The sequence below is a fragment of the Candidatus Parvarchaeota archaeon genome, assembly GCA_016866895.1.
Classification (GTDB): domain Archaea; phylum Micrarchaeota; class Micrarchaeia; order Anstonellales; family VGKX01; genus VGKX01.
This window is the reverse complement of the sequence record VGKX01000014.1, coordinates 1-13,961: the sequence shown is the minus strand read 5'-3', so window position 1 is coordinate 13,961 and position 13,961 is coordinate 1. Positions and strand designations below refer to the sequence as shown.

Genomic DNA, 13,961 nt, shown 5'->3' with positions numbered 1-13,961 from the left:
AAGTGCCGACAAGCACGAAGTCGCCAAAGGACTCCACCCAGACCCAATAGCCTCCGGGGCTTGTTGGCAAGGACCCCCTGACTGGCGCCCTGGTGGTTGAGAATACGTCGGTGTTATACACCCTGATGTTGATTTCGGTGGAGCTTGTGTTGTCGGTTGCATTGGACGGGGGTTTTCCGACCCATCTGTTGTTATTGTCAATTCCCGGCGGGATTGTTATATAAACAAGCCTTTTTGCCCCCAGTCCCTGGGAGTATACCCAGTCGGAAGCGCCTGCAAGCTCCCTGGTGCTGCTTTGCGCGTCTTCAACTTCCTTTTGCAGGTTTAGGGAGCCAAAATAATAATTTCCAAGTGCAAGAAATGCCGTGAATGCCACAAGGCAGACGGCAAATATCAGCAAAAACTCAACGCTTGACTGGCCTGCAAGGCGTTATATGATTGCTTTTAATTGCCACGCTGTTGTTGTTGGATTAGACTAATTATAAAGATTTTGGGGATTGAGGGGAATTGGCTGTGTGATTGACTTTTTGCGTTTTGGTGATTTGGGGGAGGTTGGTGTTTTGAAGGAGGTTGGTGTTTTTGGGGATTTGGGAGAAGTCAGTTTTTTTGTGTTGTTTTGCGCGTTTGGATTTTTGGAACCTGCCTTGACACCAAATCCTGCTTAAGCGACAGCCAGGTATTTCCCGGAACATCGGCCTCCACCATCACGTTTGCCCCAATCCAGCACCCGTCCCCGACGCACTTGCCAGGCATGATTGAACACAGTACACCGAACTTGCACTTGTCCCCTATTATTGCGCCAAGCTTGTTCCTGTTTGTGTCGATTATGATGTCATTGACTGTTGCCTTTATTGCCCCGGCGTCAAACCTGAAATTGGCAATCTGTGTTGCAGCCCCGAAGTTGCAGCCTTCCCCAACAATGGAATCCCCTATGTAGGAGAGGTGCTTTGCATTCACGTTGTCAAATATGATTGAATTTTTTATTGTAGTGGAGTCGCCAATTGAGCAGTTGTTGCCAATGGACGTTGTGCCGCGGATGTACGCGTGCGGCCCGATTTCACAGTTGTCGCCCACATAGACAGTGCCTTCTATGTAGCTGTGCAGCACCCTTGAGTTTTTTCCCAGGATGAGCCTGCCTTTTATCGTGGAGTTTTCAACCAGGCCAAGGTTTTTTGCAGGCATTTTTGAAAGCAAAAACTCATTGGCTGCAAAAAGCTGCCAGGGAAGGCCCATGTCAAGCCAGTATTCGTCTATTATGCATGCCCTGACCTTTGCGGACTTTAGCACATCGGTAATCTCATATTCTCCCCTTGGCGAAGGCTTGACTTTGTCAATAAGCGAAAAAACAGAAGGCTCGAAAACATAAAGTGAACAGTTTGCAAGGTTTGAGGTCGGAATTTTCGGCTTTTCGGCAAAGGACTCTATGTAGTCGCCTTTCACCTTTGCAAGCCCGTATTCCTGCGGATTTTGGACAAGCTTTAGCGCTGCGGTTATTTGTGCCCCACCCTGTTTTGATTGCTCCTGCTGGTGTGCCGAACTTAGTTTTTTGAATGCCGAAGGCTCCGTGATTATGTCGCCTGCAAGCGCATAAAAGGCCTCTTTGAACTTGCCGCAAGCGCACCCAAAAGCGGCCGCAGTGCCGTACTTGTCCCCCTGGACCACAAATTCAAGCTCCACGCCGCAATCTTTGTTATTGAAATAATCCTTGATTGTGTGCGGGAGATATTTGACAACCACGACTGCTTGTGAGACGCCTGCCTCCCTTAGCGAATCAAGCACATGGTGGAGTATTGGCTTTCCTGCAATGTGAATCATGCATTTTGGCCTAGTGCTTGTAAGGGGGCGAAGCCTTTTTCCCTCCCCTGCAGCCAGTATGACGGCTTTTTTTATTGCCATGGATAAAACCGATTTGACAGAGATTGTGACGCATTATATCTAAGATATCTAAGCTGCACCATGCTGTTGACACAGATACTTCAAGGAAATTGTGCATAATTTCAGTATTTTTCAGTATTTAAGGCATGGGGTTTTGTTTGGCGCGGTGTTGGAGTAGGTTTCAGGTTTCTGAAAGTTTGCTTCAGGCCTTTGATACTGAGTTTTGTATGATGCTTTCAAGCGCCCTTACAGTGCCATCAAGCCTTTTTTGGGTCAGGCACTCGGCAGTAAGGCGCATGATTGGCTCTGTTCCAGATGGGCGTATTAGGAACCAGCCGTCCTCAAAGTCCACCCTCAAACCGTCTGACAGGCTTTTTGCTCCTTTGAGCTTGCCGGCGCTTTCCACTTGCCTTTCTATAAGTGCCATTGCCGCCTTCTTTTTTTCATTGGGGCACGGGAATTTGGCCCTGTGTATTGGATAGGTCTTTACTTGTTTTGAAAGGGCTGAAATCTCGCCTTTTGTGCAAAGCATTTCAATAAACTTCAGGCCTGAGAGAAGCCCGTCTGGGGATTTGACGCCGGCCGGATAAACATACTCGCCGCACGGCTCGCCCCCAAAGCAGCCGCCTTGTGAATATAGGCTTTGGGCAACATGGAGGCTTCCTACCGGTGTGATTGAGATTTCCCCTCCTCCTGCCTCCACTGCCCGGCGCACTGCAAGCGACGCCTCTACGGTGGTCACTATCCTTTTTCCTGCCTGCCTGTTTTTTCCAAGCTCAAATAGGCACATGAGGGCAAGCTGGACATCAAGTGGCAGGACATTGCCCTTCTCGTCCATTATTACCGCCCTGTCGGCATCCCCGTCGTGGGCAATGCCAAGCAAAGCTCCAGTCGCCCTGACAACCTTTGCAGTATCGGCAAGGTTTGCCTGGCTTGGCTCAAGGCCACGGTTGAAGCTTGTGTTTTGCTCGCAGTTGACTGAAACAACCTGGCACCCCACCATCCCAAGTAAATAGGGCATGCAGGTTGAGGCGGCGGCGTTTGCGCAGTCCACAACGACTTTGGGCCTTGTGGCTGCCACCTTGGCTGCGTCAATTTTCTGCAGTGCAAAGCCGAAGTATTGCTGGCGAAAGTCTGCCTGCCCAAGCCTGCCGACTTTGTCAAATTTTGCCTTTGGACTATAGTCCTGGCCAAGCTTTTGCTCCATTGCCTTTTCCTTTACCTTATCAATCTCAAAACCAGACTCAAATAACTTCATGCCAATATACTGCGGCGGGTTGTGCGAGGCTGTCACCATCACGCCGGTGCAGCCTAGCTGCTGGGAGGCAAAAGAGAGGACTGGGGTTGGAACGACACCAATGTCCAAAACTTCCGCGCCGCCTGAAAGCAAGCCTGAAACCAGCGCATGTTTTATCATGGGCGCGGCAAGCCTTGTGTCTGTTGCCACAACCGCCTTTTTGCCTGCCTGTGAAAGCGCGCCTCCAAGCCTGACTGCAAGCTCGCAGCCCACCTCGCTATTTGCAACCCCCCTTATTCCAGAAGTGCCAAACATGGTCAAACCTTGGTTAACTCAACAATAGCCTTTTGAGGAAGAAGTTATTTTCTTCTCTGAGCCACCATTGAGCCAATGTAGCCTGCCATTAGCCCGCCGCAGATTGAAAGCGGGACAATTATGCCTACGCAAAGCAGGTTGATGATAAGCACGCCTGTGCCTTTTGGCAGGTAGGAAGTCATAAGTGACGAGAGGGTGTCTTGCGCATTTGGCTTGAGGGCCGAAACGACAAGAATTAGCGCCACCTTGATTATTGCCGAAGCAACTCCTGAAACAAACCCCGTAAGGCCGCCTGCAAGGGCCCCCACAATCTTGTCATGGGAATATTTTTTTGAGGCAGTGTATCCTGCGTAGCCATAAAGCACAAGTGAGACTGGGATTAGGACAACAGTTATTATGTCAAGAAATGGTATGGAGAAGTACTTGACAGCCGCGGCTATTGTCTCAAGTATTGCCGAAAGAACCGTTATTGCAAGTATTGGAATCAAGGCCGATTGCATTGCGTTTTTGAATTCCAGAATATCACCCCAATGGCATATGATTGAAGATAAAATTGCTACACATTACTACGCTCTTGGAATATAAATTGATAGGGGGGTTGAAATAAAACAGGCGCACTAGAAGAGGAGTTGCCCGACAATGCAGCCAATGCGAGCCCCGGTTATTTTGGCCTCCAGGTCCTGGCCCAGGGCTACTTCAAAACCACGCGGAATTGAGCCGGGAGCAATTGCAACCTGCCTGTAGTAATCGTCCCTGCCTGTGAAGGTCTTTTGCTTTTCGGTGACTGTGAAGCTGGCCTTTTTCCCAATCCATTTTTTGTTGTTCTCAAAAGCTATTTTTCTGCACAGTGCAGAGCAGATTTCAGCCCTTCTTTTTTTCTCATTGTTTGGAACTTGCTCCATCCCAGCGGCCTTTGTAAAAGGCCTTGGCGAGAACTTGGAGACATTGACGATGTCAAATCTGGCTTTTCTTATCAGCCCAAGGGTCATTTCAAAGTCATCAAATGTTTCCTGCGGAAAGCCGACAATGACATCGGTTGCCAGAATCATGCCTGGGAATTTGCTTTTGAATGCGTCAGCAACCTCCATAAACTGGCTTACTGAGTATTCCCTCTTCATTTTTTCAAGGACGGAATCAGAGCCTGATTGCACCGGGATGTGGAGAAACTTGTACATTTTCCTGTTTTCAAAAGCCACAAGAAGCCTGTCAAGATGTTTTAATGCGTGCTCTGGGTTTGCCATCCCAAGCCTAACCTTGAAGTCCCCTTTGACGCTGCAGACAGCCTCCAAAAGCCGCCCAATGTCAGACCTGATTTCAGCACCATATGCCCCTGTGTCCTGCCCGGTCAGCTGTATTTCCCTGGCCCCAGCAGCCGCCCATTTTGAAACCTCATTTGTGATTGCCTCCGGTTTGTATGAAAACAATCTTCCGCGTGCAAGTTTTGTCTGGCAAAAAGTGCAGGAGGACAAGCAGCCTTCGGCAATTGCAACTTTCCCGATAATCCCTTCCCTTGACCTGGGCAGGTTTTCCTTTGACGAAAAATCCTTGAAGACTTTTTGCACCGTGCCATTAGCCGTGCTTTTTCCCGTTTTCCTGGAATTTTTCATGTGAAAAATTGCCGATTCGACTGCATCAAAAATCCTGTTCAGGCTTGAAGTGCCGACTATTGAGGCATTTGGGGCATTGTATGATACAAGCTTCTCATTAACCGACATGCAGCCGGCCAGCACAAGGGGCTTTCCTGCCCTTGCATATTTTGCGAGCCTGAAGGCGATTTTGTTTTCTGTTGCCTCCTTGACTGTGCACGAGTTAATTACTATGACGTCTGCCTTTGAGTCGTCCTCAACCTCCACGCAGCCGTTTTGGGCAAGCACGCCCCTCATTATGTTTGAATCGGACTGGTTGAGGGTGCAGCCGTAGGTGGCAAGCTTGAACCTGATTGCCTTGTCTTCTTGCAAAGCCTTAGCGCCATCGTGCCTAGATTGGGATGCCGCGCCTGCTGAAACATCGGCCATGTCCATGCATGCTGAAGTCTGGGCTGTGGATTGATTGCTGAGCCTTATTTTCATAGGAATGCACTTGGAGTTGCAATTAGCGCCCACCCACCTAGCTTTGCGGGGCGCTGCTTGCTCTTGCGCGCGCTTTCTTGTTTGTAGCTCAGGCAAGCATTAATAAATTTATCAAGAGGAAGTAATGCTGCATTTTGCTAGTTCAGGAAATACATGATAAGATGCATTAAAATGCGTTTGAAATTAAACTTTGTTGCAGCGGGCCAGAGAAAGCCCGAATCTGCAGCTAAAAGGAAATCAATGGAAATCAGGTGTTAAGATGATTTGTGAAAGATGCAGCAGCCCAGTCCACCAGTTCGAGCTTTGCAACTACTGCAACAAGAAGATATGCGTTTCGTGCACAAAGGCAGCAAAGCGCGTCGAAAAAACTGACAGGTTTGCGATTTGCAAGTCCTGCTGGGGCAACATGAAATCAAGAACGCGATGGAAAAAAGAGTAGGGGACTTGTTTTCAGCCGACAATTAATTTTGTGATTAGATTGGCGGCTAGTCTGACAGCCAAGTGGGGGCTTCTTGAAAAGAGGATTTGCCTACTTTGCTTTTTTGACTGAAATTTTGGCCTTGAAATCTTCTATTTCCCACTCCTTGGCGCCCTTGCCTGCTTGGCCAAAATCGACGGATTTTGCACTGACCTGGGCGCAAAGCTGTGATTCGTGCGCCTTGAGAATTGACTCAAGCTCCTTGTCGCACTCAATGCCGACTTGAGCCATGTCAGACTCAACCATTCCTGACTCCTTTCTTGAGATTTGGATTCTTCTTGAGACTTCCCTGACCATTGCAAGTGCAAAAAGCTCCTTGTTCAGGTGCACTTTAAGGTAAATTTTGCCATCTTCAAAGTTTCCGATTGCATGGTTTGTTGCTGATTCAATTATCTCGACAAGCTGCGGGGTGAACTCAAAGCCGCCTGCGTTGTGCTTGCCCTCTTTTCCATAAGATGCCGCAACCTCGTTTGCATCAAGATTTGACGCAACCTTTATCGCGTTTCCTGACTGCTCCTTGAACGCGGCGCCAATCTTGGAGTGGTGCACCTTTAGAGAATAGCCGCTTTTTATGCCGCCTGCGCCTATTGCCACTTTTTGCACGTTTGCCATTGTTTCAATGATGCCGGACATGTGCATTGCCGCATCGTTGACCTGCGTGCTTGACGAAACAATGTGGACGGATTCAAGTGGCCAGCGAAGCTTGACGTTTGCCGCCTGCCTGCAGCTTGCAGCACACACGACAATCTGGGATGCGATTTCAAATTTGCGCTCAAGCTGCGCGTCAATAAGCTTGAGGTTTGGCTGTGGGTAGGGAAAAAGGGAGACGGACTCCTCCTTTTCGTATGCCATGAAAAACTCCCTGTAGACGTGCTCTGAAATGAACGGGATTATTGGCGCCGCCAGCTTGGAGAGCGTTAGCATTGAATGATAAATCGCGCACAGGGCCGCCTTGGCGTTTTCCTCCTGCATGATGCGCCTTTTTGCAAGCTTGAGGTAGGTCCTGCTCAAGTCCTCGACAATAAACTGGCGGATGGCCTTAGAGGCCTTGTGGACCTCGTACCCGTTAAGCGACTCGTTGCAAATCCTCACAAGGGAATTGAGCCTTGAAAGAATCCACCTGTCCTCGACCTCAAGCTCCGCCTGCTCAAGTGCAACCGGCTTATGCTGATGGAACCTTTGCAGGAAAACAAGCATGTTGAAGTAGGTATTGAGGACCCGGCTTGCCTCCTTTACCTCGTCCCAGTTGAATTTCAAGTCGTCCCAGACCGTGTTTGAAAGAGACCAGAGGCGAAACGTGTCAGAGCCGTACTTGTCGACTATCTCCTCAAGTGGGACAAAGTTGCCTACGGACTTGCTCATCTTTTCGCCTTTTTCATCAACGAAAAAGCCGTGCATCATCACCGACTTATACGGGCTTGAGCCACAAAGCACCATGCCAGAGCCAAGAAGCGAGTAGAACCAGCCCCTTGTCTGGTCCTTGCCCTCCACTATAAAGTCGGATGGGAAGTAGTTCATTTCCTCTTCTTTTGTAAGCGAGGCCCAGATTGCGTTACCCGAGTCAAACCACACGTCAAGTATGTCCGGGACCCTGCTCATCTTGCCGCCGCATTTGCACACAAGGGTTACCTCGTCGATATACGGCCTGTGAAGCTCCTTGAGCTTTGGAAGCCCACTTGAGTCGCCAAGCACGCGGATTTCCTTGCAGGCATCCGACTGGCAGACCCAGATTGGAAGCGGTATGCCCCAATAGCGCTGGCGGGATATGCACCAGTCAGGCGCGCCTGAGACAAAATCTGAAAACCTGGTTTTTGCAAAATCAGGAGTCCAGCTTATGTTTTCTATTTCCTCAAGCATTTTTTGCTTTAGTTTTGTGATTGAAATAAACCACTGGTCTGTTGTCATGAAGATAAGAGGGGTCTTGCATCTCCAGCAGTGAGGGTACCTGTGCATGATGCTTCCGGAATGTATTAGAGCCCCGCACTGGTGCAGGTCCTCAATCACGGTCTTGTTGGCCTCAAGTGCCCTCAGGCCCGCATAGTCGCCTGCCTCTAACTTGAATTTGCCGGAGGTGTCAATGGGGCTGTAGATTTCTATTCCAAACCTCTTGCCGATTATGAAGTCCTCCGGCCCGTGCCCTGGGGCACAGTGCACAAGGCCACTTCCATCTTCAAGAGTTACGTATTCGTCTGAAAGAACGACCTTTCTCCTTGCCGACTTCCCGATTTTTCCTTCAAGCGGGTGGTCGTATTCAAGGCCCTCAAGCCGCTTTCCAGACATCTCGCCTAGCACGACTGGGCTTTTGCCAAACTCAAACGCCATCACGGCATCAAGCCGCTCCTTTGCTACAACCCAGGTTTCAGAACCAACTTTTACCCTGACATAGGTGAAAGTAGGGTGCACCATCACAGCCATGTTTGAGATAAGGGTCCAGGGGGTTGTTGTCCAGATGACAAGAAACTCCCCGCTTTGCGAAAGCTTGAACTTGACATAGATTGAGGGATCCTTTTGCTCCCCATACTCAAGCTCGTAGTTGGCTATTGTGGTTTCGCACCTGCTGCAATATGGCAACACCGAAACCCCGCGCTGCAGCAACCCCTTTTCATGGGCGACTTTGATTGTCCGCCAGGACGACTCGATAAACTTGTCCTCATATGTTATATAGGGCCGCTCAAAGTCCATCCACACTCCAATGCGCCTGAACTGGCCTGACATGACATCAATGTGCTGCGTTGCAAACGACTTGCACTTGGAGATGAATTTTGAAATGCCCAGGACTTCTATTTCCTTTTTCGAGCCAAGCTTTAGCTGCTGCTCTACTTTGACTTCTATTGGAAGCCCGTGCGTGTCAAACCCCGGCTGAGCCCTGACATTGAACCCGCTTGAGCGCTTGAAGCGGCATACGGCGTCCTTGATGCACTTGTTCCAGGCAGTGCCCGGATGTATCTGCCCCGTGGCATAAGGGGGCCCGTCGCAAAAGTAGAATTTTTCCCTGTCTTTGGCTTGCTGCTTTGCCTTCTGGTACACCTGCTTTTTTTCCCAGAACCCAAGTATGTTTTTTTCAAGCCCGACCTGGTCATGCATGCAAAACAGCCCCACTATTGCGCTGGCGCCCCTTGCTTGGCGCCTGCCTTGACTAGATTGGACCTGACAAAATTGCTTGTTGGCGCAATGAGGCCAAATACAAGGAAGGCTGCCGCAGCCCCTGAAAATGAAAACGAGCCAAAGCCCAGTGCAGCAAATGCTGCAACAAAGCCTGCAACAAGACAGAGGGCCACTAGAAGCCAGCTATTTTTCCCAAGTTCGCCTTTGAGGCTGACAATGGCAAGGTAGGAGATGAGAAATGAGGAGACCGACAGGAAGATTCCTCCCGTTCCAAGCGAGTTTATTGAAAGCAGGTTAGTGCCAAGGCTTGTCGCAAGGACAATCAGAAACACAAGGATTGAAAGGAACAGCAGACGCAAATTCTCATCCATGAAAATTACCCGAGTACTTGAGCAAATGCCAAAAAGCGCCTAAGAAGAGCTTTGTTGCAAAGGCCTTTATGATTGGCTTTTATCACAATTGGACTATAGCGTTGGTTTGCTTTACGATTGAATTTCACTTGACAATTTTTACTATATAAGACACCAAGATATTAAAATTGTTGTCAGCTAAAGAAAGCCTGCAGGCAGGCTTTAATGGATTGCATCATGGAATATGCCCTGCCCTGATTTATCCAAATAATTTGTTTGCCCTGAAGTGTTGCCATGACTGATTTTCTTCCTTGGACGGAAAAGTACAGGCCAAAAGTCCTCTCCGAGATAATCGGCCAGGGGCAAATTGTCGAAAGCCTCAAGTCTTTTGTCAAGGAAAAAAACATGCCAAGCCTTCTTTTTGCAGGCCCTCCAGGGTGCGGCAAGACAACTGCGACCCTTGCCCTTGCACACGAATTGTACGGGGATTCTTACAGGGGAAGCGTGCTTGAGCTCAATGCTTCCGTCACGCCAGAAACGCCGATTCTGATAAGGGAAAAAGGCGAGGTATTGCGAACGACCTTTGCCTATTTGGCAAAAAAATATTATGGAGACGGCTGCGAAGATTCACGAAGAGAAATCAATGGCATCGAAATACTCTCTGTTGACAGGGAGCATAAAGTCCATTTTCTGCCTGCAACTAAAATATTCAGGCACCGGAAATCCGAAGTAGTTTCCATAAGATACGAGGGCGGGGCTGTCCGTACAAGCCTGGACCACTCAGTAATTGTTCTTGACGGGAGCGCCGAGATGGTCTCAAAGAAGGCAGGCGAACTTCGAGCAGGAGATTTTCTAATCACTTTTGCCAAGGAAATTGACGGCAGAAGGCAGAACATTGACCTTTCGGACTACGCGCCTCAAACCCATAACCTTCTGAGGAGTGGAGTTGTGAGAAATCCAAAGACAGGGCACGTGTTTGAGCAGAAGGAACTCAACGAGCAGACTGCATGGATGATGGGGCTGTATCTTGCAGAAGGATGCCTGTCTTTCAGGAACGGCACGAGCGGGCAGATTATTTTTACTGTTGGCTATCCACAGGAAATGAACATCGTAAACTCCCTTGAGGAAACGTTTGAAGGTGAGTTTGGGCTTCGCGGCAGCACTGTTTTTGGGAAATCGGGCTTTGACAGGACAAGAACGTCCTCTATTCAGTTCAGAGTAATGAATACCCAGCTCGCAGCGTATTTTGCCGAAAAGTTCTATGATGGAACGCGCAAATATGCCAGGACAAAACGCATTCCTTCTTCGGTATTCTCTTCAGACCTGCCAGTCAGGATAAGGTTCTTGCAAGGATATATGGGCGATGCCACTGGAGAATGGGGGAAATGCGTCCGATACGCGTCAAAATCAAAGTCAAATCTAATAGATGTTGCATGGCTTGGGCGTATCTGCGGGATAAGCACATCAATCTTCAAAGATGAAGTTCGCGCAGTCTGGAAACTCCCAAGCTATTCTTATATAAGGACAGAACTCTTGCCAGCCGAACCGCTCATAAGGATAGTGAAGGGGCTGCAAAACAAAAATCCAAAATATTTCCTGCGGCACCAGTTGTATTCAAAGAGGAGCAAGCGGCTGTCAAAGAGTATGATAAAGGAATTTGCTGCGCGATACGGGAAAGAAGTCAAAGGGGAGGCAAACAGGAAAATTCTGGCAAATCTGCTGAAGCTTGCCGACTCACCGCTGTCCGTCGTTATGGTGAAAAAAACTGAAGTGGAGAACTATGACGGATATGTATATGATGTTTCTGTGCCTGGCTCGGAAACGTTTTTTGGGGGAACGGCGCCGGTTCTTCTTCATAATTCTGACGAGCGGGGCATTGACATTGTGCGGGGGGCAATCAAGGATTTTGCAAGGACTGTTGCGATAACAGGCACTCCGTTCAAGATAATATTCCTAGATGAGGCTGATGCGCTTACGCCCGACGCGCAGCACGCGCTGAGGCGCACAATGGAGATGTATGCGACAGTGACAAGGTTCATACTCTCCTGCAACTATTCCTCAAAGATAATAGAGCCCATACAGTCAAGATGCTCGGTTTTCCGCTTCAAGCCCCTTGCAGAGCAGGAGGTGCTTGCGATAATTGACATGGTTGCGGAAAGGGAGGGATTGAAAATCGGGAAGGAGGCAAAGGAGGCGGTTGTTTACCTGTCTGAAGGCGACATGCGCAAGGCAACAAACATACTCCAGGGGTGCGCAATACACTCAAAAACAATAACCGCGGATAGCGTCTACAAATCCACAAGCAGGGCAAAGCCTGTTGAGGTAAAGCAGATGCTCGACTTTGCCTATGAGGGAAAGTTCATGCCTGCTCGCAAAAAGCTTGAGGAGCTTATGGCGACCTACGGCATGTCGGCCGAGGATGTCATGGGTGCTGTATATAAGGAAGTGCAAAGCCTTGAAATTCCCGACCTGAAAAAAGTCGAAATAATAGATTCGCTAGGCGAGATGAATTTCCGCGTTGTAGAGGGCGCAAACGAGCGCATCCAGCTTGAAGCCCTGCTTGCAAGGATAATGCTGATTGGGGCTGGGAAGTAGATAGAGTTCCAAAACTAACTTTCCCACCAGACCAAAGATTTTTCTGACTTGCACAAAAGTATAATAATTTGGATTGAGCTATTTTTTTCCATGTTAGTCTGCCAAGTCTACGCAACCCAAGAGCAGCAAGGTTCCAAAGGAAACGATTTTGAAGGGTTTATCTCAAAAATGAGCGACTTTTCAGACCTAAGGAAAATGCTTGCCAAATCCAAGGAAGCAAAAGATTTGGCAAAACTGCCTGAGATGAGGAATTTTCTTGCCTGGCTTGACAAAAACACCGGCCTTGTACAGGAACTTAAAAAAGACGTCTCTGCTGGCAAGGTTCAAACTGACTGGAATCCAAACGCATACCAAAACCCTGAAGCAGTTGAAAAAGTATTCATGAAGATTTTTGGCAGCTATGAAAACGCAAACAGCAACATACTTGGCATTTGGCTGGGGCTACGGTATTTATGCGACACGTATGGGGTGAAAAAAAACAATTTGCCCGCCATAAAAAAAGCCGGGGATATAATGCAGATGAGGACATATTATGTTACCAAAATGCATACGATATTTTACACACCGGTGACGGTTGGGCTCAGCCCGGCACAATCTTTCTTTGCAGGGCTAGCCGGAGTGGTTCATGAAGGGACCCACGGATTAAAACAGATGAAAAACAGCAAAGTTTGTGCCTTATCCGAGCTTTCGACGGCAATAGCAACATATGATTTAACAATTCCCTTCCCCAAATTTCAGGAGTTGGAGCCGATATCCGTATTTGCGCCGCTGTTTGGAAAAAGAAACAGCCTCCAAGGAATAACGGAAATGGCTGATGGGAATTCAGATGCTGCGCATTACGTGAGTGTGCAATCGGATTACCTTGCACATTTTGCCTTCCCATGGATACGCAAATGGCTGAAGGAAAACAGAAGGGTGATTGAACCACTTGAATACGAAATACAAACCAATGGGTTGCCAAGATTATCCAAAGCCGGCATTAGAAACATGGAGGGAGCTGAGTTGCGCTTGTTGAACATATATTCAAGCAATTTAAAGCTTGAAACAAAGGTTCCTGGCACCGTTGAAGCGATAACGGAGATTTTCTGCAAAACATCTGGCATTGCCAATGAAGGACTGATGAATAAAATAAGGGAGTTGTTTAATGAGTTGGAGGGCAGTGGCGGATGGCAAAATGAAAAGGATTTTTTGGGGAAATTGGTTAATGCCCTAAACAAAACCTTTGGGAAGCCGGTGCAGGAAAAAGTGATGCCCGAAGGCTACAGCGACGCCGGAGTAAAAATTGATGCACTGCCTAAGAAAAATTTGACAAGGGCGATATATGGCAAAGCCTGAGGCTGGAACTTTGCATTCAAAAAGTGCGGCTTTGGACTATTGTAATTTCCCGCTTCCTTTTACCTCCTGCGACTTTCTTATTTTGTCCACGACGTAAATATATTTTCCATCGGGGTAGAAAGCCTTTTAAACAGATACGCCGATATACAGACGTTACTTTTTTGTGGAGGTGTAACACAATGGGAAAAAGAATCGGAAGCGAAAAGGTTAGCAGAGAAGACGGCTACTTGTACTACGTAGGCAAGGATGGCTATGTCTGGGCATCACCTATGAAGCACAACAAGGGCGGCAGGAAGAAGAAGGTCGGCTCTGAAAAGATAACAAGGAAGTCAGGCTACATGTACTACCTGGACAAGGGCGGATACGTGGCAGAAGCCAAGATGAAGAACGCATAGATTGCGTCCCTTCGGTAAATTTTTTTAAAATGATGGGGCTTTGCGCCCCATTTCAAATTTTTTAAAGTTTTTTCATTGGAGACTTTTCGGAATACTTTTTTTGAAAGTACATTGCCAGCAGAAACTGCAAGGATTTTATACCTGCTTAAAGATACTAGTCTCATGGTTTTGTGCTTGCCTATTTTTCTTGTTGCCGGGATAGTCATT

At 48.2% G+C, this 13,961-nt stretch carries 11 protein-coding genes; 4 read left to right on the top strand and 7 right to left on the bottom strand.

The window, feature by feature from the left end:
- The 5 genes from FJZ26_01205 to FJZ26_01185 all read right to left on the bottom strand — a co-directional run.
- On the bottom strand, positions 1 to 400 hold a 400-nt coding region (locus FJZ26_01205), incomplete at its 3' end, for a hypothetical protein (GenBank protein ID MBM3229024.1).
- 197 nt (positions 401 to 597) lie between these two features.
- Positions 598 to 1,896 carry a glucose-1-phosphate thymidylyltransferase gene (locus tag FJZ26_01200; GenBank protein ID MBM3229023.1) on the bottom strand — a complete coding sequence of 433 codons (1,299 nt, stop codon included), beginning with the start codon at positions 1,894 to 1,896 and terminating at the stop codon, positions 598 to 600.
- Positions 1,897 to 2,077: 181 nt separating this feature from the next.
- Positions 2,078 to 3,427, bottom strand: coding sequence for a phosphoglucosamine mutase (gene glmM, locus FJZ26_01195; protein ID MBM3229022.1), 1,350 nt, complete (start codon positions 3,425 to 3,427; stop codon positions 2,078 to 2,080).
- A gap of 44 nt (positions 3,428 to 3,471) precedes the next feature.
- Complete coding sequence (locus FJZ26_01190) at positions 3,472 to 3,915, bottom strand: hypothetical protein (GenBank protein ID MBM3229021.1); 444 nt, start codon at positions 3,913 to 3,915, stop codon at positions 3,472 to 3,474.
- Between the two features lie 129 nt (positions 3,916 to 4,044).
- Positions 4,045 to 5,496 carry a tRNA (N(6)-L-threonylcarbamoyladenosine(37)-C(2))-methylthiotransferase gene (locus FJZ26_01185; protein MBM3229020.1) on the bottom strand — a complete coding sequence of 484 codons (1,452 nt, stop codon included), beginning with the start codon at positions 5,494 to 5,496 and terminating at the stop codon, positions 4,045 to 4,047.
- A gap of 259 nt (positions 5,497 to 5,755) precedes the next feature.
- Between FJZ26_01185 and FJZ26_01180 the strand changes: the two genes are divergently transcribed.
- A complete protein-coding gene (locus FJZ26_01180; GenBank protein MBM3229019.1) occupies positions 5,756 to 5,935 on the top strand; it encodes a hypothetical protein in 180 nt (59 codons plus the stop codon).
- Between the two features lie 90 nt (positions 5,936 to 6,025).
- Here FJZ26_01180 and FJZ26_01175 read toward each other — a convergent pair whose 3' ends face one another.
- Both FJZ26_01175 and FJZ26_01170 read right to left on the bottom strand, forming a co-directional pair.
- A complete protein-coding gene (locus tag FJZ26_01175) occupies positions 6,026 to 9,058 on the bottom strand; it encodes an isoleucine--tRNA ligase (GenBank protein ID MBM3229018.1) in 3,033 nt (1,010 codons plus the stop codon).
- A gap of 14 nt (positions 9,059 to 9,072) precedes the next feature.
- On the bottom strand, positions 9,073 to 9,450 hold the full coding sequence (locus FJZ26_01170) for a hypothetical protein (GenBank protein MBM3229017.1): 378 nt from the start codon (positions 9,448 to 9,450) through the stop codon (positions 9,073 to 9,075).
- 273 nt (positions 9,451 to 9,723) lie between these two features.
- Between FJZ26_01170 and FJZ26_01165 the strand changes: the two genes are divergently transcribed.
- The 3 genes from FJZ26_01165 (at position 9,724) to FJZ26_01155 (ending at position 13,754) form a co-directional block, all read left to right on the top strand.
- Positions 9,724 to 12,024, top strand: a complete 2,301-nt coding sequence (locus tag FJZ26_01165; GenBank protein ID MBM3229016.1) for a replication factor C small subunit — start codon at positions 9,724 to 9,726, stop codon at positions 12,022 to 12,024.
- Positions 12,025 to 12,114: 90 nt separating this feature from the next.
- The gene (locus FJZ26_01160) at positions 12,115 to 13,359 is read left to right on the top strand and encodes a hypothetical protein (protein MBM3229015.1); all 1,245 of its coding nucleotides are present in this window, start codon (positions 12,115 to 12,117) and stop codon (positions 13,357 to 13,359) included.
- Positions 13,360 to 13,538: 179 nt separating this feature from the next.
- Complete coding sequence (locus tag FJZ26_01155) at positions 13,539 to 13,754, top strand: hypothetical protein (GenBank protein MBM3229014.1); 216 nt, start codon at positions 13,539 to 13,541, stop codon at positions 13,752 to 13,754.
- The last annotated feature ends 207 nt before the right edge of the window (positions 13,755 to 13,961 follow it).

Coding starts and splice junctions, on each gene's coding strand:
- FJZ26_01160 (MBM3229015.1), top strand. CDS start 12,115: ATGTTAGTCTGCCAAGTCTACGCAACCCAAGAGCAGCAAGGTTCCAAA.
- glmM (MBM3229022.1), bottom strand. CDS start 3,427: ATGTTTGGCACTTCTGGAATAAGGGGGGTTGCAAATAGCGAGGTGGGC.
- FJZ26_01185 (MBM3229020.1), bottom strand. CDS start 5,496: ATGAAAATAAGGCTCAGCAATCAATCCACAGCCCAGACTTCAGCATGC.
- FJZ26_01175 (MBM3229018.1), bottom strand. CDS start 9,058: ATGCATGACCAGGTCGGGCTTGAAAAAAACATACTTGGGTTCTGGGAA.
- FJZ26_01155 (MBM3229014.1), top strand. CDS start 13,539: ATGGGAAAAAGAATCGGAAGCGAAAAGGTTAGCAGAGAAGACGGCTAC.
- FJZ26_01180 (MBM3229019.1), top strand. CDS start 5,756: ATGATTTGTGAAAGATGCAGCAGCCCAGTCCACCAGTTCGAGCTTTGC.
- FJZ26_01200 (MBM3229023.1), bottom strand. CDS start 1,896: ATGGCAATAAAAAAAGCCGTCATACTGGCTGCAGGGGAGGGAAAAAGG.
- FJZ26_01165 (MBM3229016.1), top strand. CDS start 9,724: ATGACTGATTTTCTTCCTTGGACGGAAAAGTACAGGCCAAAAGTCCTC.
- FJZ26_01170 (MBM3229017.1), bottom strand. CDS start 9,450: ATGGATGAGAATTTGCGTCTGCTGTTCCTTTCAATCCTTGTGTTTCTG.